Source organism: Halovivax cerinus (assembly GCF_024498195.1).
Classification (GTDB): domain Archaea; phylum Halobacteriota; class Halobacteria; order Halobacteriales; family Natrialbaceae; genus Halovivax; species Halovivax cerinus.
This window is the reverse complement of record NZ_CP101824.1, coordinates 3439536-3463190: the sequence shown is the minus strand read 5'-3', so window position 1 is coordinate 3463190 and position 23655 is coordinate 3439536. Positions and strand designations below refer to the sequence as shown.

The window sequence follows — 23655 nt, the reverse complement described above, 5'->3', positions numbered from 1 at the left end:
AGGTTCCCGGTGGCGGTCGAATCGGCCGAAACCGGCTGACGACCCAGTCGTGGCTGGTCAGGCCTTCGCCTGCCAGCCCCGAACGCGATCGGCGCTGATGCCGTCGACGTCCGCGGCGACGGCGTCCGGATCGGCGTCCGAGAGGTCGTCGACGCTCTCGATGCCGGCCTCGGCGAGTTTCTCCGCGGTCTTCGATCCGATGCCGTCGAGGGACTCCAGGTCGGAGCCGCTCTCGGCTTCGCGGGCCTGGTACTCGCGGTAGTTACAGATCGGACAGCCAAGCTCCCAGGGGTCGTCGTCATCGGTGTGAACGACCAGTTCGGGCAGGTCGTGTTCCTCGCAGCGTTCGTCCGTGACCTCGATCTCGCCGCGTCGGGGTAGCGGCAGTGAGTAGTCGCAGTCCGGATAACGCGTACAGCCGACCAGTCGCGACCCGCTCTGGAGGGTCTTGATCGCGAGTTCGCCGCTTTCTGCTTCGGCGGTTTCACCGCCTTCGTCTCGCGGCGTCTCCGACGCCGCGCTTTCCCCACACTCGGGACACTCCCCGATGATCGGCCCTTCGCCGGCGTCCTCGGCCGCACACAGTGGACAGCCGTGGACGAAGGTCTGGCGGCCGGCGAGCATCTTGATCTCGTTGAGGTCGTGCTCGTCGCAGGTCTCCTCTAAGATGTGGGGCTTCCCCGTGGAGGGGAGCTGGATGGTGTACTCGCAGTCGGGGTAGCCGTCACAGCCGACGAAGTACGAGCCGTAGCGACTGCGACGGACGAGGAGGTCTTCGCCGCACTCGGGACACGGCCCGAGACGCTTGTCGTCCTTCAGCGACTGGCGGAGGTGATCGCCGATCTCCTCGCGCGAGTCGGCGAGCTCCTCGAAGATCTCCTCTAGCATCTCCCGGGACTCCTCGGTCACGTCGTCGAGCGTGGCCTCGCCGGACGCGATCGCGTCCATGTCGGCTTCGAGCTGGGCCGTCATCTCCTCGCTGACGACCTCGTCGGCGAACTGCTCGGCCGCGTCGACGACCGCCATCGCGAGCTTCGTCGGTCGTGGCGGGTCGTCCTCGACGTAGCCCCGATCGTAGAGCTTCTCGATGATGTTGTGTCGCGTCGACTTCGTCCCGATCCCCATGTCCTCCATGGTCTCGATCAGTCGGGACTGGCCGTAGCGTCGCGGCGGCTGGGTTTGCTTGGCCTCCAGTTCCGTATCGGTGATCGCCAGTGTCTCGCCCTCGTCGACGGCGGGGACGAAGTTCTCACTGGTGTTGAAGTACGGATAGACCGCGTGGTAGCCGGGTTCGACCAGCCGCTTGCCGTTGGCCTTGAGCGAGTGATCCTCGACGTCGGCGACGACCTTGAGGTGTTCCCAGCGGGCCGCGTCGGCCAACGTCGCGTAGAACCGCCGGACGACGAGCTCGAAGATCTCCCACTCGTCGTCCGAGACGTCGCCGCGGGCTGGAATCTCGCCCGTCGGGTGGATCGGCGGGTGGTCGGTCGTCTCCTCGTCGCCCTCTGTGGCCACGAGGTCGTCGTCGGCCTCGAGGAGTTCCTCCGCACTCTCGCCGAGCGTAGGGTGGCCGACGAACTCGTCGAGCAGCGCTTCCGGATCGAGATCGTCGGGGTAGACCGTGTTGTCCGTTCGCGGGTACGTCATGTACCCCGCGGTGTAGAGGTCCTCAGCGATCGACATCGCGCGCTTGGCCGAGTAGCCGATCGCGCTGGCCGCCCGGATGAATTGCGTGGTGTTGAACGGCGCCGGCGGCGCGTCGGTGCGCGTTCGGCGGTTGACGTCGGTGACCGTCGCCTCGCTCGCCGACGAGAGCGTTTCGAAGACGGAGTCGGCGACCGACTCGTCCCAGACGCGTTCGGCCTCGTTGTCGTCCTCGTCGAGATAGTAGTACTGGGCGTCGAAGGCGTCACCCGCGCCATCGTCTTTCGCCAAATCGGCAAAGAGTTCCCAGTAGTCGTCGGGGTCGAACGCCTCGATCTCGCGTTCGCGGTCGACGATCAGCTTCAGGGTCGGACTCTGCACCCGGCCGACGGAGATGAAGTCGTTGCCGAGCTGGCCCGCCGAGAGCGAGAGAAACCGGGTCAGCGAGGCACCCCAGACGAGGTCGATGATCTGTCGGGCCTCGCCCGCGGCCGCGAGGTCGAAGTCGAGCGACTCGGGCTCGTCGAACGCGCGCGTGACCTCGTTCTCCGTGATCGAGGAGAAGCGCACGCGCTGGATCGGGACGTCGTCGTCGACGTCGCGGACGATCTCGTAGGCCTCTTTGCCGATGAGTTCGCCCTCGCGGTCGTAGTCGGTCGCGATCGTCACCTGGGTCGCCCGCCGGGCGAGAATCCGCAGCGTCGAGACGATGTCCTCCTTCGTCGGACGCTTCTCGACGCTCGCGTCGATCAGTTCGACCGGCTCGACGTCGCGCCAGTCGCCGTATTCGGGAGGGAAGTCGACGCCCACGACGTGGCCCGAGAGTCCGACGCAGCGTTTGCCGCCCCACTCGTAGACGTTGACGCCACTCTCGCGCGTCGCCTGCATGGAGCCGCCGCTCAGGATCTCTGCGATCCGCCTCGCGGCGTTGTCCTTCTCGGTGATGATCAGTTCCACGCCGACCCACCTCCGCCGGCCGTCACTCGCGTTCGCATCGGCCGGTGCTACGCCGGTCGCCCCCATAATCGTTTCGGCGAAATCGCAAGACAGCGCGGGTATGCGCGGCGTACGCGGGCGTTGCGCGCCTGCGCGAACGACCCCGTTGTGGTCTCGCTGTGACTCCACAGTTCCACCCCTCGTCCGACACTTCGCCTGTCCAGGAGTGGTGGGACCTCACTCGGCGACGACTGCGATGTCGAGCATGGGTGAACTCCACGGGTCGCCCTGTTTCTGAAGGCCGGGTTCCCGATTTCGACGAGCAGCGGGAGTTCGACGCGCAGTGTGTACGGCGTCCGTCGATGGGTTCGAGAGGCCGATCGATCGTCCCGGCAACGTCGCCGTGGTTTGCGACCTTTTAACTACCGACTCGCCGACGCTCCAACGGAGAGCTATTCGTGTCCCAGTCAGACCGAAAGGGAATCGACATGACGACGGGGGCGATCACGCCCAAACTGTTTCACCTGTCGTGGCCCCTCGTCCTCGGTAACCTGCTCCAGACAGTCTACAACCTGGCAGATATGTTCTGGGTCGGGCAGATCCCCGGCGACGAGGGTGTCGGCGTCGCCGCGGTCTCGCTCATGTTTCCGCTCTCGTGGATGTTCGTCTCGACGGCGATGGGGCTGACGGCGTCGACCATCTCGCTCGTCTCTCAGTACGTGGGCGCCGACCGACGGCGGGTCGCAGACCGCGTCGTCGCCCAGTCGATCCTGCTGGCGATCGCCGTCTCGGTCGTCCTCGCCGGGCTCGGCCTGACGTTCAGACGGCCGATTCTACACATCATGGGCGCGCAGGGACCGGTGTTCTACGACTCGCTCGTCTACATCGAGGTAATCTTCCTCACGCTGCCGCTTACCTTCCTGTTCTTCGCGTTCCGGGCGTCGCTCCAGGGAGCCGGTGACACCAGAACGGCGATGTGGCTCGTCCTGATATCGGCCGGGCTGAACGTCGTCATCGACCCGTTTCTCATCCTCGGGTGGGGTCCGTTCCCGGCCTGGGGCACCCGCGGCGCTGCCGTCGCCACGTTCCTCTCGCGGGGCGTCGCGACGGTCGCCGGTATCTACGTCCTGTTAGACGGGACGTACGGCGTCAAACTCTACGTACGCGACCTCGCCCCTGACGCCACGCTCCTGTACAAACTGATCGACATCGGCTATCCCGCGACGTTCGACGGCTGGGTGCGAAGTTTCGCGTCGGTCGCGATGGCGGGCTTCGTCGCGCGATTCGGCTACACGGCGACCGCCGCCTACGGGATCGGCATTCGGCTGATGTCGGTCACCTGGTCGGTCTCGGGGGCGGTCGGCCAGGCGACCGCGACCGGCGTCGGACAGAACCTCGGCGCCAGCCTGCCGGATCGGGCGCGCTCCGTAGCCAGGATGGCTATTGTCGGCACGATGGGGTTTATCGCCGCCTGCGCGGCGCTGGTGTTTGCCTTCCCCTTCCGGGCCATCGGCGTCTTCGTAGACAACCCCCAGATCGTTCGCGAAGGCGTCGTCTTCCTCCGCGTCATCTCCCCGTTCTGGGCGCTCTTCTCGGCGGTGATGGTCATCCAGGGGGCGTTCCGGGGCGCCGGGAACACCCGCGCCGCGATGGTCCTCTCGCTTCTCTCGCGGTGGATCCTCCGCATCCCCGTCGCGCTCGTCCTCGCGTTCACCTCGATTACGATCCCGTATCTTGCGATCACGATCCCGCTCGTCCCGTCGATCGACCTCGGCGTAAACGGCATCTGGATCGCCTACTCGTTCGGGATGGCCGCCACCTTCGTCGTCGCCCTCGCGTGGTTCCGATTCGGTGATTGGACCGAGTCCGTCATCGAGGAGGAATCCGCCGAGGGCGGCCGCGAGCGCGGCGACGACGTGCCCGCAGACCCGGACGATCCACACTCCGTGGACGATTGACCGCCCGCAGACCCGGACGATCCACACTCCGTGGACGATTGACCGCCCGTAGACCCGGCCGACCCCTCCGTAGTCGATAGATGCCCCATCGCTTTTCACGTACCCGTCCAACGACCGAGTATGGAACGTGAGGCGTTCGACGTATCGACGGCGGACGACGGCTCCCTCACCGTTTCTCGGCTGAGTGATCCGCTCGGGACGACGGACCTCGCGGTAACTCACTACCGGGTGCCACCCGGAGGCCGACTGCCGTCCGGAGTGCACACCCACTCCGATCAGGAGGAAGTGTTCGTCGTCCACTCCGGTGAAGCGACGTTCGAGACGCTCGCCGGAGACGTGTCCGTCTCGAGCGACGAGGCGATTCGATTCGCTCCAGGCGACTACCAGGCCGGTCGGAACGACGGAGACGAACCGCTCGACGTGCTGGCCATCGGGGCGCCCCGAGAGAGCGCTGATATCCGCATCCCGATCGTGTGCTCCGCGTGCGAGCACGGCAACCTTCGGCTCGATACCGCTGGCGACTCGCTCTCGTTTACCTGCCCGGGCTGTGGCGTCGAGCGGGAACCGGCCCCCTGTCCGTCGTGCTCCGGAGCGGATCTTCGGGTGGTCCTCGACGACGGGAACGAACCGGTTGCAGCCTGTCAAGACTGCGGATCGACGTTCGATCGACCGCCGATCGACGGTGAGTGGTGAGTCTGCCGGGCGAGCGCCGAACGGCCTGGCGAGCTGGTATCGGGCTCAGTCGTCGAGTTCTGCCCGCAGGAGCTGGTTGACGGTTCCCGGATCGGCGCTGCCGCCGGTGGCCTGCATGACCTGGCCGACGAGGAAGTTGATCGCGCCGTCGTCACCCTCGGCGTAGTCCGCGACGGCGTCGGGGTTCTCGTCGATCGCGGCTTCGACGGCGGCCTGCACCTCGCCCTCGCCGGTCTTGCCGAGGTCCTCGGCCTCGACGATCGCGTCCGGATCGGCGTTCTCGTCGAGCATCGTCCGCAGGACGACCTCTCTGGCGTTCTTCGCGGTGATCTCGTCGGTCGCGACGAGTTCGACCAGTCGGGAGACCTCGTCGAGTCGCCCCGCGAGGTCCGTGATCGCCATGTTGCGGTAGTTGAGTTCGCCCAGCAGTTCGTCTGCGACCCAGGTGGCCGCCAGATCGGGATCGAACTCGCTCGCAAGATCCTCGTAGAAGTCGGCGACCTGTTTGGTCGAGGTGAGTTTCGAGGCGGCTTCCTCGCCGAGAGCGTACTCCTCGCGGAAGCGCTCGCGGCGGGCCCGTGGCAGTTCCGGAATCTCGATCTCCTCGCGCCAGTGGGCGACCTGCAGCGGCGGAATGTCGGCTTCCTCGAAGTAACGGTAGTCCTTCTCCTCGGCCTTCGATCGCATCGAGACTGTAATGCCGCGACTCTCGTCCCAGTGGCGCGTCTCCTGTTCGACGGCGCGCCCGCGCTGGATCGCGTTTTTCTGTCGCGTCTCCTCGTAGGCCAGGGCCTTCTCCGCGCCCTTGTGACTCGAGATATTCTTGACTTCGGTCCGGTTCGCCGATTCGAGCGCCGCCGTCGAGAGCTCGCCGTTATCGTCGGTTTCCTCGGCCTCGACGATCGAGAGGTTCGCGTCGACGCGAAGGCTGCCGTCGCGCTCGGCGTCGAAGACACCCAGGTACTCGAGTACCTCCTCGAGTTCGGCGAGGAAGGCTCGAACTTCGGCGGGGCTACGGAAGTCGGGCGCCGTGACGATCTCCATCAGCGGCGTGCCGGCGCGGTTGTAGTCGATCAGGGTGTACTCGGCGGAGTCGATACCGCCGCCGCCTCCGACGTGCTGGAGGCTGCCCGGATCCTCTTCGAGGTGGGCGCGTTCGATCTCGATGGGGCGTCGCTCGCCCTCGACGCGCACTTCGAGCTCGCCAGACTGGCAGATCGGCTCGTCGTACTGCGTGATCTGGAAGTTCTTCGGGAGGTCGGGATAGTAGTAATTCTTCCGGTGAAAGCGCGTCTCCCGGGGTATCTCCGCGTCGATGGCCTTCCCGATCTTCACCGCGGCTTCGACGGCGGCCTCGTTGACGACCGGCAGCGCGCCAGGGAGTCCGAGGCAGACGGGGCAGACGTGTTCGTTCGGCCCGTCCGCGTCGCCCGTCGAACACCCACAGAAGATCTTCGTCTCGGTCTCCAGCTGGACGTGGACCTCGAGCCCGATGACGGTCACGAGCTCGCCCTGCTGGACGGTCTGGGCACTCATCGTCCTCGCTTCGGAGTCCGCGGCTTAAAGGATAACGGAGCAGCTCGCGTCGTCGGGCCGATCGGCGACGGGTCCCGGATTGCGGCCGGTCCCCGCCGTCCAAAACCCATCAGAATTAATTAGTTTGTCTGACGCACGTTTATGTGGCCCGAGATGCCCCTAGCGCGTATGCCGAGAAATCGCGTCGAGGAACTCGAGTCGACGGTTCGCGAACTCGAGTCGACGGTCGAAGGGCTCACGGAAGAACTGGTCGAGTCGAAGGAGCGAATCCGCGTGCTCGAGGAACTGCTCGATGCCGAACCGCAGACCCGAGTTCCGGACCGCCGCTCGAGCGAGCGACGGGAGGCCGCCCCTGACGACGTCGCGGCGGCGACCGCCCAGGCGGACGCCGATCCGGCGGACCTCGGGCTGGACGAGCCCACGACCGACGAGGCGCCCGCCGAATCGGAGTCAGTCGAAGAGTCCGAACCACAAGAGTCAGGTACCGACGAAATCATCGTCGCATAAACAGTCCGCCCGCTAGCGAAGTGGCGCGGAGGTTCGCCCGGAAATGCACATCAAAGCCCTCGTCCTGGACAATTTCAAGAGTTTCGGTCGCAAGACCCGGATCCCCTTCTACGAGGACTTCACCGTTATTACCGGACCGAACGGCTCCGGCAAGTCGAACATCATCGACGCCGTCCTCTTCGCGCTCGGGCTCGCCCGGACGCGAGGCATCCGCGCCGAGAAACTCACCGACCTGATCTACAACCCCGGCTACGACGACGGCGATCGACCACCGGGCACCCGGGAGGCCGAGGTCGAGGTCGTCCTCGACAACGCCGACCGGACGCTGGAGCGATCCCAGGTCGCGACCGCTGCCGGCTCCGACGACGTGGGCGAGTGCGACGAGATACGCATCCGCCGACGGGTCAAACAGACCGAGGACAACTACTACTCCTACTACTACCTGAACGGTCGGTCGGTCAACCTCGCGGACATCAAGGACCTGCTCGCCCAGGCCGGCGTGACGCCGGAGGGCTACAACGTCGTCATGCAGGGTGACGTCACCGAGATCATCAACACGACACCCCACAGCCGCCGCGAGATCATCGACGAGATCGCGGGCGTGGCCGAGTTCGACGCGAAGAAAGAAGACGCGTTCGAGGAACTAGAGGTCGTCGAAGAACGCATCGACGAGGCAGAACTGCGCATCGAGGAGAAGCGGACCCGCCTCGACCAGCTCGAAGACGAGCGGCGTACGGCCCTCCGGTATCGCCGTCTCAGGCGCGAGAAGGCGGAGTACGAGGGGTACCTCAAAGCGAGCGAACTCGAAGACAAGCGCGACGAACACGACGACGTCGCGGAGCGAGTCACCGATCTCGCGGCCGAACTCGAATCCCTCCAGCGGGAACTCGACGAGAAGCAGGGCGCCGTCGTCCGACTGCAAGAAGACCTGGAGGATTTGAACGACGAGATCGAGCAGAAGGGCGAGGACGAACAACTACAGATCAAAAGCGAGATCGAGGCGGTCAAAGGCGAGATCGCCCGTCTCGAGGACAAGATCGAGACCTGCGGCGAGCGGATCGAGGAAGCGGAGGCCGACCGCCGCGACGCGTTCGTCCAGATCGACCGCAAGCAAGAGCGCGTCGACGAACTTGGGGACGAGATGCGCGAGTGCAAACTCGAGAAGGGCTCGATCGCCTCGGAAATTCAGGAGCGCGAGGCGGAGATCGAGTCGCTCGAGACGGAACTCGAGAACGTCGACACCGAGTACGACGAGGTGAAGGCCGACCTCGCCGAACACAAGGACGAACTGGAGACGGCCAAGACGGAGAAGAACGACCTCCAGCGCGAGCAGGATCGCCTGCTCGACGAGGCCCGCCGCCGGTCGAACCAGATAGCGGAACTCGAGTCCTCGATCGAGGAGACCGAGTCGCTCCTTCCCGAACTGGCGGACGAACGGGCCGAACTCGAGCGCGAACTGGAGAAGGCAGCGGCGAACAGCGAGAACATCGAGGAGGTCGTCACCGATCTCAAGCGCGAGCGATTCCAGTTACAGGACGACCTGGACGACCTTGAAGACGAACTGCAGGCCAAACAACAGGAGTACGCCGAACTCGAGGCGAAGGCGGGCCAGAGCGGCGATTCGTCGTTCGGCCGCGCGGTGACGACCATCCTCAATTCTGGATTCGACGGCGTCCACGGTGCGGTCGCCCAGCTCGGGAGCGTCGACGGTGCCTACGCTACGGCGTGTGAAACTGCGGCGGGTGGGCGACTCGCGAACGTCGTCGTCGACGACGACGGCGTCGGCCAGCGCTGTATCGATCACCTCAAATCGAAGAATGCCGGCCGGGCCACGTTCCTCCCGATGACGGAGATGTACTCCCGGAGTCTTCCGTCCGCCCCGTCGGATCCCGGCGTCGTCGACTTCGCGTACAACCTCGTCGACTTCGACGATCAGTACGACGGGATCTTCTCGTACGTGCTCGGGGACACCCTCGTCGTCGAGGACATCGAGACGGCCCGGTCGTACATGGGCGACTACCGCATGGTGACGCTCGACGGCGACCTGGTCGAGAAGAGCGGTGCGATGACCGGTGGCTCACGAAAAGGATCGCGCTACTCGTTCTCGACGGACGGCCGCGGCAAACTCGAACGCGTCGCGACCCAGATCACCGAGTTGCAGGACCAGCGCGACGACCTGCGTGACGAATTGCGAGACGTCGAGTCCCGCCTCGACGACGCTCGCGACCGCCAGACCGACGCGGCCGACGAGGTTCGCTCTATCGAGAACGAGATCGAGAAGGTTGACGAACAGCGCGACCGGCTCGAAGGGGAGATCGAGTCAGACGAAGCCGAACTGGAAGAGCTCCGATCCGAACGCGAGTCGGTCGACGAGGAGATGACCGATATCTCCGGGCAGATCGAGGCAAAGCAGGAGGCTATCGAGGATATCGAGGCGTCGATCGCGGACCTCGAGGCCGAGCTGGCCGATTCGAAGATTCCCGAACTCACCGCCCGGATCGAGGAGGTAGAAGCCGAGATCGACGAACGGGAGGAACGCATCGCGGATCTCAGCAGTCAACTGAACGAGCTCGAACTCGAGAAGACCTACGCCGAGGACGCCATCGAGGACCTCCACGACGACATCGAGTCGGCCCAGAACCAGAAGGCGGAGTACGAAGAACGGATCGAGACCTACGAGGACGAGATCGAGTCCCAGGAGGGCGTTCTCGACGAGAAGCGCGAGGCGGTCGCCCAGTTAGAGGAGGAACTCGCCGAACTCAAAGACGAACGGACGTCGCTTCGCGAGGACGTAGAGGAGGCGCGTCGAGCGCGCGACGAGGCCCAGGACGCGGTCACTGACACCAAGGGCGAACTCACGAACGCGCGCGACCGCCTGGAGGCACTCGAGTGGGAGATCGAGGCCCTCGAAGAGGAAGTCGGCGAGTACGACCCCGAAGACGTGCCGGACCACGACACTGTCGTCGAAATGGTCGATCTCCTCACCACCGACATGGAGGCACTCGAACCGGTGAACATGCTCGCGATCGAGGAGTACGACGAGGTTCGAAGCGACCTCGACGAACTCGAGGCGAACCGGGAGACGCTCGTCGAGGAGGCCGACGGGATCCGCGAGCGCATCGAGCGCTACGAGAAGCAGAAACGGGCCACCTTCATGGACGCCTACGAGTCGATCAACGCCCACTTCACGGAGATCTTCGAGCAACTCTCCGAAGGGACCGGGTCGCTCCACCTGGAGAACGAGGACGATCCATTCGACGGCGGCCTCACGATGAAGGCCCAGCCGGGCGACAAACCCATCCAGCGCCTGGACGCGATGTCCGGCGGCGAGAAGTCCCTCACCGCCCTCGCCTTCATCTTCGCCATCCAGCGACACAACCCGGCGCCGTTCTACGCGCTCGACGAGGTCGACGCCTTCCTCGACGCGGTCAACGCAGAACGCGTCGGCCGGATGGTCGACGAGTTGGCGGGCGACGCCCAGTTCGTCGTCGTCTCACACCGCCAGGCCATGCTCGACCGCTCCGAACGCGCCATCGGCGTGACGATGCAACAGGACAACGTCAGCGCGGTGACCGGCATCGACCTGAGCGGTGAGGAGGAGGTCGTTGCTGATGACTAGCGAGGATACCGAGGAGGCTACGCCGACGACGCCATCCTCGGAAACGCGAACGGGGAGCGAGGCGAGGTCTGAGGGAAGCGAAGACCTCGGGACTGTGAACGGGGAGCGTCAGCGACCCGTGAACGAAGCGACCCGTGAGCGAAGCGAGGGCTCCGAGGAGCCGATGTCGACGACGGAAGCGTCGGGGAATTCAGGCGAGGAGCCGACGCAGACGACGGAAGCGGACGACGCCGGCGACGCTGAGAGTCGACGATCTGCCGGTGGAGCCGCGGAGGAACCGTCGCCGGGGCGGAGCGACGAGCCTTCGTCGGCGGCGGACGACGTGCCACTGACGATCGCCGGTCACGAGGATCGAGAACCGCCGTCGGGTACGTCGTCGGATGGGCTCGCGTTCGCCGACGAGGCCGAGTCGGACGATCCGTACCCCGATTCGGTTCCCGACGAAACGGACGACGAGGACGATGACGTCCAGCCGGTGGAGTTACTCGTCCAGCTGGCAAAGCGGGGCCAGATCGATCCGTGGGACATCGACATCGTGCAAGTGACGGATGCGTTTCTCGACGCGCTAGACGAGGCGGATCTTCGGACGTCGGGCCGGGCGCTGTTCTACGCGAGCGTGCTGTTGCGGATGAAGAGCGACGTACTCTTCAGCCCTGACGAACCTGACGACGAGGAGGTGCCGCCCTGGGAGGCGGCGTTCGTCGACGACGGGGCGCCGGTCGAGGCTGACGATGGACCGTCCGGTTTCGATCCGGTCGAACGGTTGGAGGCGGAGATGGACCGCCGACTCGAACGCCAGCACGCCCGTGGCAAGCCGGAGACGCTGGACGAACTCGTCCGCGAACTCAGGGACGCCGAACGTGGCTCCTGGTGGAAACGCTCCCGGGAGTACGACACGTCCAACTCCCCGAGCGGGTTCAATCGCGGGGTGCAGGAACTCAGCTACCACTCCGAAGACGCCTACCGCGGCGTCGACGAACCGACGGCGGACGACGTCACGCACACCCAGCACGACGAGGAGATCGACGCCGTCATCGCGGACGTCGAGGCGGCGCTGGAACCGCACTACGAGGCCGGTCGCGAGGAGGTCCTGTTCGCAGAGATCGAGGACGCCGGCGGCTCGCGCGTGATGACCTATCTCGCGTTGCTGTTTCTGGCCCACCGTGGCCAGATTCGATTAGAACAGGACGAACTCTTCGGGGACCTCTGGGTGCAACAGGTGACGGTGGACGCCGAACCGAGCGAAGCGGTGGCGGATTGAGAGCAGGCCGTTCTCTCCGACTCTCTGATCCGAAATTTCTATTACTTCTCTCGGAAACATTTCCACAGCGTGTCCCGCCCCGTAGACCTCCTGTATCGGTTCCGTGTCGCCAGCTTCGCGGTCCTTCGCGTCGTGATCGTCATCGGGTTTCTGCTCGGTTTACTCCTCGGCCCGGCCCTCCTGTTCGGTTCCGGACCCGCGATACTGGCGGGTATATTGCTGTTTCTGATCGCCCTCATCGCGCTCGCCGGCGCGCGCCCGCTTTCGCTCTATCCCGCCCACGTGTTCGGGATGAAACATCGCGTCGATTACGACACGTTCGACGGACCGCGAAAGCACTGCGTCGAGTGTGGCGACACGGCAACGAAGGGCCTGCGCCGTCGGTATGCGCGGCAGGTCGTGCTGTTCGGCGTCCCGTTTCACACGCTCGAGTGGGGGATCAACGACTACTGTCTCGACTGCTCGGCACCGTCGGCGACCGATCCGGATTCGTCGACCGGGTGGGTCAGGCGGCAGGACGAATCCGCGGCCAGAGAACTCGACCGCGCGCTGGAGTGATCGAACCCGGAGCCGGGGTCAGGTGGCCAGCCGCCACTCCTCGCCGCGGACCGTCTCGACGACGCCGCGGCGTTCCATCTCGGTGAGCACCTCGGACAACCGGTCGGGCTGGGCGATCTCCATCTCGATGCGCTGGATGTCGTGGAAACTCGCGAGGTAGTGTCGGATCTCATCGGCAGTGAACGTCTCCTGTTCGGCCGTTTCCATGACGCCGGAGATCAGGTCGATCATGTCCTCGATGAAGTTCCACGGATAGACGATCCAGGCCCACTCTGCCAGGCGTTCGCCGACGTACTCGGGTTCGAACTCGCTCGTTCCGAGCAACTGGAGCGTGGCGGTGCGAACGGTGTCGGCCCCGCGGTCGGTGACGTACTCGTAGGCGTGCTCGATCGACCCGCCGGTGTCGGCGATATCGTCGATGATCAGGACGTCCTTGCCCTCGACGCTCCCCTCCGGCATCGGGTACCTGACGGTGGGCTCGTCGGCTTTCTCGGCGGCGCCGACGTAGTGTTCCATCTTCAGGCTCGTCAGGTCGTCCAGCCCGAGGAAATCACAGAGACACCGACCGGCGAACCAGCCGCCCCGCGCCAGCGCGACGATCACGTCCGGCTCGAACGTGTCCCGTCTGACCTGCTCGCTCACGTCTCGACAGAGGCTGTAGATGTACTCCCAGTTGGTTATCGTACAGCTGAAGTCCTCCGGTAACTCGGACATCGTGTGCTCTGTGAAGACGTGACGGAGCACCGTCTGTTAAGTCATCCGTTGTCCCGGCGCCGGGGTCTCCGCCGGTGATACGTCCGCCGAACCGTGTCTGCGCTCGGTCGAGCGGGCGACCCCTAGCCATACCTTTCAGGTGGTCGAACCCACCGTATGCCTACCGACTTCGACTGGCTGGCCCTCGAAGTGAAGTATCTCGACCAGGCCGCCGCGTTCTACGAGGAGCTGCTGGACCTGTCGGTCGTGGATCGCCGTTCCAACGTGCTTCGGTTCGCGACGGGTCCGTCGGCACTGGTCCTGCGCCGACCGACCGGGATTCCGCGTGGCGGGATTCACACGCACTTCGCCTGTTCGATTCCCGCCTCGGAGTACGACGAGTGGTGGGATCGACTCGCGGCGTCGCTCGACGTAGCGGAGGAGCGGTTCGGTGACGCGAAATCGCTGTACTGCTACGATCCGGACGGAAATTGCGTGGAACTCGGCCAGCGAGACGTTTCGGGACCCGGCATCGACGGAATCTTCGAGGTCGCACTCGAGGTGTCGTCGCTGGCGCGATCGGAATCGCTGTACGCCGATCTCGGGTTCGAGACGGTCGACAGGGGCACCGGACGTCGCCGGGTCAGAATGGACGGACCCGTCGCGCTCGAACTGTGGGAGCCTCACCTCGGGATCGCCGACGCCCGCGGTGGGGTCCACGTAGCGCTCGGGTTCACCGCTGACGAGCCGGCGGCCCTCGCGGAAGCCGTGGCTGCTCGTTCGTGTTCGACGGCGGAAACGGACGACGGATGCGTGATCGTCGACCCCGACGGCCATCACCTGACACTGCGACGATCGGCCTGATCGAGACGGATTCGATCGCTCACAACCGGCTGTTGTCGACAGTGGTGCCCGGTGGGGTCACGACGAGAAACCCCCGGAAGTGAACGAGGTTCCCACCCATATCTGCCACCTCGCGGGCGAAGCCGGCGGCCAGTTCGTTGACGTCACCGTCGACGTCGAGCAGGAGGACGCATCCCTCCGCCACGGTCTCGATACGTTCGGCCGGCGGGGTCGATCCGTCGAGGACGTCGAGGACGATATCGGTCCCTTCGGGATCGTCTTCGTCGTCTGCGATGTGTTCTTCCATCGCTCGCAGATCGAGATCGAAGTCGCTCATGTCACCGAGGTTGGCGGGAGGTGCCAAAAGCGTTCCCCACGGGTGACCGATTGCGACCCTGTGGCGGGTGATCAGCCGTCGTAGACGACGAATCGATCCGCCTCTTTGGCGAGCGAAATTGCGTCCGACCCGAACGAATCGGCGTGGCTGACGAGTAAGAGCAAGATCGATTCGGGTCGGAGCAACGCGTAGCCGTCCTCGCGAGAGAGAAGCCCCTGTGATTCGAGTTCGCCTGCGTACTTACTCACCGTCGGCGCCGAGACGTCGAGCGTCTCGGCGAGCTCGCTCGCTCCCGCGTTGGGCGATTTGAGCAACTCGATGATCATCCCTCGTGGCGTGTCGCGACGGAGGTAGCCGAGGGCGTGCTTCTCGAAGTCGTCGAACCGGTTCGCTTGTACGTAGCGGCGGTAGTCGCCGTCGCGGAACCCTTCGACGGTGCCGGCTGTCGTGAGCGTCCTGAGGTGGTGCTGGGTCTCGCCCGTCCCCAGTTTGAGGTCGTCTCGAATCTTCGAGAAGTGTGCACCCGGCGTCGTGGCGAGGTAGCCGGTGATGGCGTCGCGGGGTTCGCTCTCCCCGGTCGAGGCGGCTGCGGTGCCCGTGGATCCGACGAGCGACGCGCTCGTGCCGACGGTGGCGAATCGGCGGAGTGTGGCGCGTTTGTCTTCGTCGACGCGTTCGTCACCAGCCATGCGCGTTCTACCGTCCACTCGGACTCCACGGTAAAACACGTTTCGTTCGATTCTCACGTCGCGAAGAGAAATTGTCGCGGTGACCGACGCGTTCGACCGGAGCGGGTGGTCGACCGACTCACTCGCTCGAATCGGCGCCGAACTCCTGATCCATCTCCTCGATGACTTCGTCCGGGTCGGCGATGTTGGCCGGGTCCTTCCCCTGCTTGATGGCCTGGGCCTCCTGTTCCATGGCTTCGACGTCCATGTCCGCTTCCTCGTCGATCTCGCCGATGATCTCCGCGATGTCGTCGAGGCCGATCAGTTCGCGGGTCTCCTCGTCGAACTCGAGACTCTCCAGGGATTCCTCCCCCTCGGAGACGTCGCTCCCGCTTAGGTGCTTGCCGTAGCGACCGACGAGCGAGGATAGCTCCTGCGGGAGGACGAACGTCGTGGATTCGCCCTGACCGATCTCCGAGAGCGTCTCCATCCCCTTGTCGATGACCGCGCGTTCGCCCATGGATTCGGCAGATTTGGCCCGAAGGACCGTCGAAATCGAGTCACCCTGCGCTTCCAGGATCTGACTCTGTTTTTCCCCCTGAGCGCGGATGATGTCGCTCTGTTTGTCACCTTCGGCCTTCTCGACGGCGCTGCGTCGTTCACCCTGGGCTTCGAGGATCATGGCGCGGCGTTTGCGCTCCGCGGAGGTCTGTTGCTCCATGGCCTGCTGGACGTCCTTCGAGGGATTGACTTCGCGGACCTCGACGCTCTCGACGCGGATCCCCCACTCGTCGGTGGGCTCGTCGAGTTCCTCGCGGATGTGTGCGTTAATCTGCTGGCGCTTGTTCAGCGTGTCGTCGAGTTCCATGTCACCGAGGACGGCCCGCAGCGTCGTCTGGGCGAGGTTCGAGACTGCCTTCTTGTAGTTGTCCACCTCGAGGAAGGCCTTCTTGGCGTCCATCACCTTGATGTAGACGACGGCGTCGGCGGTCACGGGCGAGTTGTCCCGGGTGATCGCCTCCTGACGGGGGACGTCTAGCGTCTGGGTTCGCATGTCGAAGGTGTACGTCTTCGAGACGAACGGCGGGACGATGTTGATCCCCGGCTCCAGGAGTTTTCGGTACTCCCCGAAGACGGTCAACGCCCGTTTCTCGTACGCGTTGACGATCTCGATCGCACTCAGGAGCGCTGCGACAACGACCACCAGGAGGAGTGCGCCGATGATCAGCGCTGATACTGTTGCCATATGGTTCCCTACCATCGGACGGCTCAAAAGTGTTGTCGTTCGTGAATGTGAATGATCCTCGATATGGCCTGTCCTGCGTCGAGTTCGGATATTCGTCGCTCTCCGGACGGCTGGGCGTATATCCGAGCGACCGGTCTCGAACAAGTCGGCTCGCCGATACCAGGGCTGTCGATCGGACGGGCCCGTCGACGGTGTGCGTGCCGGATCGATCCTACCCGGATCGCTCCGTCTCGGCGTCTTCGTCGAGGACGGTTCGGTCGCTGGCGTCGTCGTCGCGGCTATCCTCCGGTCGGGCTGGATCTCCGGACGCATCCGCATCGCGCGCGAGCGCTCTGTCGATCTCGTCTTGCTCGACCGATTCGATCGGTTCGACGGTGAGGACGTTCCCGCCGCCCGGATCCATCACGATCACCTCCGTCCCCTCTTCGATTCGGCCACGACTCGTTCTGGCGCTGTAGTACGGCGCGAACCCGCCACGTTCGAGTTTCACTTCGCCGCCGCGTTCGGTCACCGGTTTCGTGACGTATCCGCTCGCCCCGGTGAGGCTACTCGAACTGGTCGTCTGGGCGCGACCCTTCCCGCCGTAGAAATCGAACTCGTGGTACACCCAGGTCGCGGCGACGCCGATCACCAGAGTCAGCGCCGCCAGCGCAAAGAGTCCGAGTCCGCCGGCGAGCGTCCCGATCAGACCGGCTCCCGCGAGGGCGACGCCGATGACGATGATGTACGCGCCCGGCGAGATAGCCTCTAGGACCATGAGGACGAGACCCGTGGCGAGCAGAACGAGCGCGGCGTTCGACGCCAGCGTCTGGAGCATACCGGAGGCTAGGGCGTCACCGTAATTAACTGTTTACCGAGTGATCGAACGACGCGTTCGGTTCACCCGCCGGTCAGACGGCGACGCCTGCCATTCGAACGAAGACGGCGACGGTCGTCAGCGCACCGAGTACGACGAACGCGGCGTTCTCTTCGTCGATGACGCCCGACGGAATAGGGGTCGAGAGCGGTTCTGGGACGACGCCCTCCGTCTCGGTCGAGTCGTCGGATTCGCCGCCATCGTGTCCGTCGTACGTCCAGCGGGACGCGTCGTCCGATTCCATGCCGGACGCGTCGTCCGATCGACGGTCGTCACGTGCGCGGTCACTCCGGTTCGTCGAGTCCCGGGAGCCGGTCATGGGACGGCGTACGGGTTTCGTCGTCAAAAAACCGCGGGCGGTTCACCGCCCTGTGGTGTCCGTCGCGATGTTGCCGTCGTAGACGACGCCGCGCCCGCCGTCGATGGTCACCGTTCGACCGGCTTCGAGGTCGGTGCAGTCGGCGTCGCTGAGCATGGGGATACCGAGTTCACGCGCGACCAGTGCGGTGTAGCCCGTCATTCCCGGTCGTCCGTCGACGATACCGGCCACCTTCGAGACGTCGCCGTGGAATTCGGCGACGTCGTCGACCGCGAGGATCGCTCCGTTCGGCACGTCCGTCAGGTCACCTCCCGGTGCGTGCGCGATGGGTCCCGTCGCTCGCCCCTCGACGACGACCCGGCCGGTCTCGATGGTGTCTGCGGCCACGTGGACCTTCAGCATGTTAGTCGTGTTCGCCCCCTCCAGATCGGTCATCATGCCGCAGAGAACGACGACCGTATCACCGCTCGATGCGACGCCGGCATCGATCGCCGACTGAACCGCTCGTTCGATGACTGCGTCGGCCCCCTGGTCGCCGACGGGCGCCCAGACGGGTGTGACACCCCAGGAGAGCGCGAGCTCCCGGCGAACGTCGTCGTGAGGGGTCGAGGCGACGATCGGGATGGACGGCCGGTACTTCGCCGCCTTCCGGGCGGTGTAGCCCGACTCGGTCGCGGCGACGATCGCGTCGGCGCCGACGTCACGCGCGAGGTAGCGCGACGCCCTGGCGAGGGCGTCGGTACGAGACGGTCCCGACTTCGGGACACGGTTCTCGAGGACGTTCGCGTACTCTCCCGATCGCTCGACCTCACGGACGATCCGGTCCATCGTCTCGACGACGCGCACGGGGTGGTCGCCGACGGCCGTCTCCGCCGAGAGCATGACGGCGTCCGTCCCGTCGAGCACCGCGTTCGCGACGTCCGAGGCCTCTGCACGCGTCGGCCGGCGTGAGTGAACCATCGAGTCGAGCATCTCGGTCGCCGTGATGACCGGGACGCCGCCTTCGTGTCCACGTCGGATGATCCGCTTCTGGATCATCGGGACGTCCTCCATCGGCAGTTCGACGCCGAGATCGCCGCGGGCGACCATGATGCCCGACGACGCGTCGATCAACTCGTCCAGGTTATCCACGGCGTCCGCGCGCTCGATCTTCGAGACGAGGGGAACGTCTGCGCCGAGCGCTTCGAGTACTTCGTTGACTGCGTAGACGTCGTCCGCATCGCGAACGAAACTCGCCGCGACGTAGTCGACGTCGTACTCGGCGGCCAGTTCGAGTTCCGCGCGGTCGTCCGCCGTGACCGTCTCGAGGCCGAGGTCGACCCCGGGCACGTTCACCCCCTTTCGACTGCCGAGGTCGCCTCCGCTCTCGACGCGAGCGACGACCGTCTCCCCATCGGCTTCGGTGACTTCGAGTTCGATCAGCCCGTCGTCGAGCAGGATTCGATCGCCGGCGGTAACTCCGACGAGCGACTCAGAGAGGCCGATCGTCTCCGGCGACACGCTCGGCCCCGCTTCGAGCCGCACCGTCCGCCCGGTCTCGAGCGGTACGGGTCCGTCACGCTCGAGCGGAGCGGTGCGCACCTCCGGCCCCTGCAGGTCGAGCATGACGGCGATCGGGCGGTCGCGTTCCTCGTCGACCGCTCTGAGTCGCTCGATGAAGGCGGCTCTGTCCTCGGTGTCGCCGTGGCTCGCGTTCAGCCGCGCGACGGACATACCCGCGTCGGCCAGCCGATGGATCGTCTCGCGGTCGCTCGAGGCCGGGCCGAGCGTGCAGACGATCTTGGCGTTTCTCATATCGATGCCTACGCGCGACCGCAGGAAAAAGGTCCGTTCGCCATCCGCCCCATGTGTCGTGTGTCATCTTCCACTCCTCGCGTCGTCGGACCCGTCGTCCGGTTCCAGCCTGCAAGTCTCGAACGGTTCGATTACGTGCCGGATTTCTCTCTCTCTCTCTCTCTCTCTCTCTCTCTCTCTCTCGAACGAACGAACCGGTCGACCCGCTGGATCCTCACACGACTTTTCCGGTCGCGCCCCCGATCGTCCCGAAGAGGGTCGTATAGAACGGAATGAGGGCGATCGAAAGCAGCGTCGCCCCCGACAGGTCGCCCGTGATTGTGGTCAGGGCGAGCCAGCCGGCTGCCACGAGCAATCCGCCGACGAATCCCGAAATTACGCCCTTCAGTGTCGTCCCGCCGAGCCGGCCGGCCAGGAACCCGGCGGCCGAGTGCGTGACGTCGACGAAGAATATCGTCGGCAGGTAGAAAAACGTGACCGAGACGATGAGGACGACGACCACGCAGGTTCGAATTCGCCGATCGAGGTACCAGCCAGCCATCACTGATACGTTCTGTAGATGTTAAAAATTCGTTTCGTTATCGTCCCCTATCATACCGGAACATCGGGAAAACGGAAGCGGCTGACTATCGGATCTTCTCGCCGAGTTCGGCGTCGTCGTGGGTGGTGAGCAGGTCGGCCTCTTCTCCGGCGGCGAGGATCATGCCGTTCGACTCGACGCCGAACAACTCGGCCGGTTCCATGTTTGCGAGCAGAACGCATCGCGTCCCAGGGAGCTCGTCCAGGTCGTGCAGCCGTTTGATACCGGCGACGACCTGTCGCGTCTCGAAGCCGATGTTGACGTCGAGCCGGGCGAGATCGTCGGCGCCGTCGATGCCCTCGGCCGACTCGATCTGCCCGACGCGGATGTCGAGTTCCTGGAAGTCTTCGAAGCTGATGCGATCCTCCGTCAACGGTTCGAGGTCGTCTGTGTCGGTCATGCTCGTGGATTGTTCGCCTGCAGTGTCGTCGCTTTCGGTTTCGTCGCTCCCCTCGGTCGTCGCTTCGTCGTCGCTTGCCGCTTCCTCGATCCGCGTTTCGAGCGCTTCGTTCAGTTCCTGGACCCGGTCGTCCTCGATCTTCTCGAAGAGCTCGCCAGGTTCGTCGAAGGTTTGCGGCGGTGCATCGAGCGCATCCTCGACGTGTGCATCGGCGACGTCGCCGTTCTCGCCCAGTTGGTTCCAGAGTGCCCGGGCCTTCCCGGGCGCGATCGGGTACAGGAGGACGCCGACAGCTTTCGCGAGTTGCACACAGTCCCGGATGACCTGTGCAGCCCGATCGGGATCGTCGTCGGTGAGCTTCCACGGCTCGTTACGCTGGATGTACTCGTTACCGAACTGGGCGAGGCGCGCCGCGGCCTGACCGACGCCGCGCAGCGAGTACTCGTTGACCGCCTCACGGAACTCGTCGATGGCGTCCTCGATGCGCGCTTCGACCTCTCCGGAGACGTCCGTATCGGGCGTCCCGTCGTAATTGCGCTGGGCGAACAGCAGGCTCCGGTACCAGAAGTTGCCGACGGTGCCGACGAGTTCGCCGTTGACCTTCTCCTGGAAGGCGTCCCAGGAGAAGTCGACGTCCTGCTGGAGGCCGCCGGTCGTCGTCAGGTAGTAGCGCAGCAGGTCGGGGTGAAAGCCCTCGTCGAGGTACTCTTTGGCCCAGATGGCGCGGTTTCGACTCGTCGAGAGGCCCTTGCCGTTGATGGTGATGAACCCGGTCGCGGCCACGGCCCTGGGAGCGGTGTACCCCGCCCCTTCGAGCATCGCTGGCCAGAAGATCGTGTGGTGCTGGATGATGTCCCGGCCGATCACGTGGACGATCTCGCCGTCTCCCGTCCAGACCTGTTCCCAGTCGTACTCGTCGGCGCCGACCCGCTCGGTGTACTGCTTCGTGCTCGCGATGTACTCGATCGGCGCGTCGACCCAGACGTAGAGGACGAGGTCGGTCTCGCTGTCGTCGCCGGTTGGATACTCGATCCCCCAGTCCATGTCGCGCGTGATACACCAGTCCTGCAGGCCGTCTTCGATCCACTGACGAGGCTGATTGCGCGCGTTCGAGGTGCCTTCGAGGCCGTCTAGGAATTCGGTGAGGTAGTCGGCGAACTCCGAGACGGCGAAGAACTTGTGGCTCCGTTCGCGGTACTCGGCCGGATTACCGGTGATCGTACTCTTCGGATCTTCGACCTCGCCGGGTTCGAGGTGGCGCTGGCACCCCTCGTCGCACTCGTCGCCGCGGGCCTTCGCGCCGCAGTAGGGACAGGTCCCCTCGACGTACCGGTCCGGCAGGTGCTGGTCGGCTTGTGGATCGTACGCCACCTGGATCTCCTTCTCGTAGATGTACCCCTCTTCGTCCAGCGTCCGGACGATATCCTGGGTCAGTTCGGTGTTCGTCTCGTCGTGGGTGTGCCCGTAGTTGTCGAAGTCGACGTCGAACTTCGGGAACGTCTCCTCGTACTGTTCGTGCCACTCCAGGGCGAAGTCCTCGGGGTCGACGCCCTCCTGCTCGGCGTTGACGGCGACGGGCGTGCCGTGCATGTCCGACCCCGAAACGTACGCCGTCTTCTGGCCGAGCGTTTCGAGCGCGCGCGTGAACGCATCCGCGCCGATGTAGCCACGGAGGTGGCCGATGTGTAAGTCTCCGTTCGCGTACGGGAGCCCGCAGGTCACCACCGCCTGTCGGTCCGTCGGGAAGTCTTCGTGACTCATGTGTTGGTCTTGGCTGTCTGTTTGCGTGACGGGCGTAAAACCCGCCGGTTTCGGTCGAGAGCGATACACGCTACTCCGGCCGCAATCCAGATCCAGAAATCGGGTTTCCGCGTCGCGGTCGCGCGCCGTATGACCGGCCCCGTGACGGTCCGCCCGCTGGCTATCGGCGCGAACGCATGGGTCGACACCACCGACGTCCTGCAGCCATCGATCACAGAATCGTTCGCCGAGGCCGTATTAAACGCTTCTGAAGGACGTTCCGGTATAGTGACGGGTCGCGGGGGTACTCCCGACGAGTCGCGGGTACTCGCCTCCGGGAACCACCGGGGCTCAATCGTCCGTTGGTACCGCCGTTGGCGTTCGCCCGCTGACGGCTGCCAGGTCCTCGACGAACGATTCGAGCATCGATCGGCTCACGTGGGGCATGCAGACGACGCGGAGTTCGCCCGTCCCGGTACGCGAGATTCGCCAGCCCTCGTCCCGGAGCGCCTCGAAGGTCGGTGTCGGCACGTCCGCAGCGACCAGCGGTAGTGTCGGATCGACGACGTCGTAGCCGAGGTCGGCGAGCCGCGTCGCGAGCCAGTCGGCGTTGGCCTGTGATCGATCGTACTGGGCGGCGTAGCCGCCGGGCCACAGCTCGTCCATCGCGGCGACCGCGCTCGCGACGCCGGCGCCCGAGCGGGTGCCGGTCAGCGTCGCCTGCGAGGTCGTCTCCAGGTACGGGGTGTCGACGGCGAGTTCGTCGAGGAGCGCCTCGTCCCGGACGAGCAGCCCGCCAGCGGGAATCGCCGCCTGTCCCATCTTGTGCGGATCGATCGTCATCGTGTCGACAGGCGCCTGGGCGAAGGTCCACTCGTGGTCAGTAAAGGGGAGGACGAACCCGCCCCAGGCGGCGTCGACGTGTAAGAGTGCGCCGGCCTCGTGGGCGATCTCGCCGAGTTCCCCCAGCGGGTCGACGCGACCGTACTCGGTGCTGCCGGCGACGCCGACGACGAGCGCCGTCGCATCGTCGACGCGTTCGCGTACTGCGTCGAGTTCCACGCGGTGGGTTTCGTCGGTCGGGGCGAGAATCAGTTCGACGTCGAGGAGGTCAGCGGCTTTCCGAAAACTGAAGTGACCCGATTCGGGCACGACGACGGTCGGTGACTCGATACCATCCGTTCTCGCGCGCTCGCGGGCGATCCGAACCGCCTGAATGTTCGCCTCGGTCCCGCCGCTGGCGACGTACCCCGAAGGGTCGTCCAGGCCCGCGATGTCACCGAGCATCGTGATTGCACGATCCTCGAGCTCGGCGACGGTCGGGTAGGTCCCTGGGTCGCCGGGATTCGTCGCGAGAAACCGTTCGGCGGCCTCCCGGGCGACCGGGTGCGGTTCCGTACACATCGACGAGAGGACCCGGTCGAACCCCTCCGGCTCGGCCTGCATGCATCAGAACAGGAGCGTGCC

General features: G+C 65.2%; 19 protein-coding genes. 7 read left to right on the top strand and 12 right to left on the bottom strand.

The annotated features are described in order from the left end of the window. Window positions 1–57: 57 nt before the first annotated feature. Window positions 58–2601: a DNA topoisomerase I gene (locus NO366_RS16385; RefSeq protein ID WP_256531856.1), complete on the bottom strand. Its 2544-nt coding sequence runs from the start codon at window positions 2599–2601 to the stop codon at window positions 58–60. A gap of 467 nt (window positions 2602–3068) precedes the next feature. Between NO366_RS16385 and NO366_RS16380 the strand changes: the two genes are divergently transcribed. Then, window positions 3069–4538 (top strand): MATE family efflux transporter, encoded by a 1470-nt coding sequence (locus tag NO366_RS16380; protein WP_256534042.1) that lies wholly within the window; start codon window positions 3069–3071, stop codon window positions 4536–4538. A gap of 120 nt (window positions 4539–4658) precedes the next feature. Next, the gene (locus NO366_RS16375; RefSeq protein ID WP_256531855.1) at window positions 4659–5231 is read left to right on the top strand and encodes a cupin domain-containing protein; all 573 of its coding nucleotides are present in this window, start codon (window positions 4659–4661) and stop codon (window positions 5229–5231) included. A 45-nt stretch (window positions 5232–5276) separates the two neighbouring features. Here the strand turns inward: NO366_RS16375 and gatB are convergent, their stop codons facing one another. Continuing rightward, window positions 5277–6767 carry an Asp-tRNA(Asn)/Glu-tRNA(Gln) amidotransferase subunit GatB gene (gene gatB, locus NO366_RS16370; protein ID WP_256531854.1) on the bottom strand — a complete coding sequence of 497 codons (1491 nt, stop codon included), beginning with the start codon at window positions 6765–6767 and terminating at the stop codon, window positions 5277–5279. 168 nt (window positions 6768–6935) lie between these two features. On the opposite strand from gatB, the gene NO366_RS16365 reads away from it, so the two are divergent. The 4 genes from NO366_RS16365 to NO366_RS16350 all read left to right on the top strand — a co-directional run bounded on the left by NO366_RS16365 (window position 6936) and on the right by NO366_RS16350 (window position 12712). Next, on the top strand, window positions 6936–7274 hold the full coding sequence (locus NO366_RS16365; RefSeq protein ID WP_256531853.1) for a DUF7518 family protein: 339 nt from the start codon (window positions 6936–6938) through the stop codon (window positions 7272–7274). A gap of 43 nt (window positions 7275–7317) precedes the next feature. Continuing rightward, on the top strand, window positions 7318–10893 hold the full coding sequence (gene smc / locus NO366_RS16360; protein WP_256531852.1) for a chromosome segregation protein SMC: 3576 nt from the start codon (window positions 7318–7320) through the stop codon (window positions 10891–10893). Continuing rightward, entirely contained in the window at window positions 10886–12154 is a 1269-nt protein-coding gene (locus tag NO366_RS16355; protein ID WP_256531851.1) for a segregation/condensation protein A, read from the top strand. Before smc ends, NO366_RS16355 begins: the two co-directional genes overlap by 8 nt. A 69-nt stretch (window positions 12155–12223) precedes the next feature. Next, window positions 12224–12712, top strand: a complete 489-nt coding sequence (locus tag NO366_RS16350) for a DUF8108 domain-containing protein (RefSeq protein WP_256531850.1) — start codon at window positions 12224–12226, stop codon at window positions 12710–12712. Between the two features lie 18 nt (window positions 12713–12730). Here the strand turns inward: NO366_RS16350 and NO366_RS16345 are convergent, their stop codons facing one another. Continuing rightward, window positions 12731–13426, bottom strand: coding sequence for a phosphoribosyltransferase (locus NO366_RS16345; protein WP_256531849.1), 696 nt, complete (start codon window positions 13424–13426; stop codon window positions 12731–12733). A gap of 156 nt (window positions 13427–13582) precedes the next feature. Here NO366_RS16345 and NO366_RS16340 point away from each other — a divergent pair, with 156 nt between their 5' ends. Beyond that, the gene (locus NO366_RS16340) at window positions 13583–14269 is read left to right on the top strand and encodes a VOC family protein (RefSeq protein WP_256531848.1); all 687 of its coding nucleotides are present in this window, start codon (window positions 13583–13585) and stop codon (window positions 14267–14269) included. Window positions 14270–14288: 19 nt separating this feature from the next. Here the strand turns inward: NO366_RS16340 and NO366_RS16335 are convergent, their stop codons facing one another. The 9 genes from NO366_RS16335 to mfnA form a co-directional block, all read right to left on the bottom strand. Beyond that, window positions 14289–14585 carry a DUF5779 family protein gene (locus NO366_RS16335; RefSeq protein WP_256531847.1) on the bottom strand — a complete coding sequence of 99 codons (297 nt, stop codon included), beginning with the start codon at window positions 14583–14585 and terminating at the stop codon, window positions 14289–14291. Window positions 14586–14656: 71 nt separating this feature from the next. Beyond that, on the bottom strand, window positions 14657–15274 hold the full coding sequence (locus NO366_RS16330; RefSeq protein WP_256531846.1) for a winged helix-turn-helix transcriptional regulator: 618 nt from the start codon (window positions 15272–15274) through the stop codon (window positions 14657–14659). Window positions 15275–15392: 118 nt separating this feature from the next. Next, a complete protein-coding gene (locus NO366_RS16325) occupies window positions 15393–16499 on the bottom strand; it encodes an SPFH domain-containing protein (protein ID WP_256531845.1) in 1107 nt (368 codons plus the stop codon). Between the two features lie 211 nt (window positions 16500–16710). Continuing rightward, window positions 16711–17316, bottom strand: coding sequence for an NfeD family protein (locus NO366_RS16320; RefSeq protein ID WP_256531844.1), 606 nt, complete (start codon window positions 17314–17316; stop codon window positions 16711–16713). Between the two features lie 73 nt (window positions 17317–17389). Then, entirely contained in the window at window positions 17390–17674 is a 285-nt protein-coding gene (locus NO366_RS16315) for a DUF7312 domain-containing protein (RefSeq protein WP_256531843.1), read from the bottom strand. 42 nt (window positions 17675–17716) lie between these two features. Beyond that, window positions 17717–19468: a pyruvate kinase gene (gene pyk, locus NO366_RS16310; RefSeq protein WP_256531842.1), complete on the bottom strand. Its 1752-nt coding sequence runs from the start codon at window positions 19466–19468 to the stop codon at window positions 17717–17719. A 214-nt stretch (window positions 19469–19682) separates the two neighbouring features. Continuing rightward, on the bottom strand, window positions 19683–20009 hold the full coding sequence (locus tag NO366_RS16305) for a hypothetical protein (RefSeq protein ID WP_256531841.1): 327 nt from the start codon (window positions 20007–20009) through the stop codon (window positions 19683–19685). Between the two features lie 85 nt (window positions 20010–20094). Beyond that, window positions 20095–22209 (bottom strand): methionine--tRNA ligase, encoded by a 2115-nt coding sequence (gene metG / locus NO366_RS16300; RefSeq protein ID WP_256531840.1) that lies wholly within the window; start codon window positions 22207–22209, stop codon window positions 20095–20097. A 330-nt stretch (window positions 22210–22539) separates the two neighbouring features. Next, on the bottom strand, window positions 22540–23634 hold the full coding sequence (gene mfnA, locus NO366_RS16295; protein WP_256531839.1) for a tyrosine decarboxylase MfnA: 1095 nt from the start codon (window positions 23632–23634) through the stop codon (window positions 22540–22542). Between the last annotated feature and the right edge of the window lie 21 nt (window positions 23635–23655).

Coding starts and splice junctions, on each gene's coding strand:
- NO366_RS16335 (WP_256531847.1), bottom strand. CDS start 14,585: ATGAGCGACTTCGATCTCGATCTGCGAGCGATGGAAGAACACATCGCA.
- NO366_RS16355 (WP_256531851.1), top strand. CDS start 10,886: ATGACTAGCGAGGATACCGAGGAGGCTACGCCGACGACGCCATCCTCG.
- NO366_RS16365 (WP_256531853.1), top strand. CDS start 6,936: ATGCCGAGAAATCGCGTCGAGGAACTCGAGTCGACGGTTCGCGAACTC.
- NO366_RS16315 (WP_256531843.1), bottom strand. CDS start 17,674: ATGACCGGCTCCCGGGACTCGACGAACCGGAGTGACCGCGCACGTGAC.
- NO366_RS16375 (WP_256531855.1), top strand. CDS start 4,659: ATGGAACGTGAGGCGTTCGACGTATCGACGGCGGACGACGGCTCCCTC.
- NO366_RS16330 (WP_256531846.1), bottom strand. CDS start 15,274: ATGGCTGGTGACGAACGCGTCGACGAAGACAAACGCGCCACACTCCGC.
- NO366_RS16380 (WP_256534042.1), top strand. CDS start 3,069: ATGACGACGGGGGCGATCACGCCCAAACTGTTTCACCTGTCGTGGCCC.
- NO366_RS16325 (WP_256531845.1), bottom strand. CDS start 16,499: ATGGCAACAGTATCAGCGCTGATCATCGGCGCACTCCTCCTGGTGGTC.
- gatB (WP_256531854.1), bottom strand. CDS start 6,767: ATGAGTGCCCAGACCGTCCAGCAGGGCGAGCTCGTGACCGTCATCGGG.
- NO366_RS16340 (WP_256531848.1), top strand. CDS start 13,583: ATGCCTACCGACTTCGACTGGCTGGCCCTCGAAGTGAAGTATCTCGAC.
- smc (WP_256531852.1), top strand. CDS start 7,318: ATGCACATCAAAGCCCTCGTCCTGGACAATTTCAAGAGTTTCGGTCGC.
- NO366_RS16305 (WP_256531841.1), bottom strand. CDS start 20,009: ATGGCTGGCTGGTACCTCGATCGGCGAATTCGAACCTGCGTGGTCGTC.
- NO366_RS16345 (WP_256531849.1), bottom strand. CDS start 13,426: ATGTCCGAGTTACCGGAGGACTTCAGCTGTACGATAACCAACTGGGAG.
- mfnA (WP_256531839.1), bottom strand. CDS start 23,634: ATGCAGGCCGAGCCGGAGGGGTTCGACCGGGTCCTCTCGTCGATGTGT.
- NO366_RS16320 (WP_256531844.1), bottom strand. CDS start 17,316: ATGCTCCAGACGCTGGCGTCGAACGCCGCGCTCGTTCTGCTCGCCACG.
- pyk (WP_256531842.1), bottom strand. CDS start 19,468: ATGAGAAACGCCAAGATCGTCTGCACGCTCGGCCCGGCCTCGAGCGAC.
- metG (WP_256531840.1), bottom strand. CDS start 22,209: ATGAGTCACGAAGACTTCCCGACGGACCGACAGGCGGTGGTGACCTGC.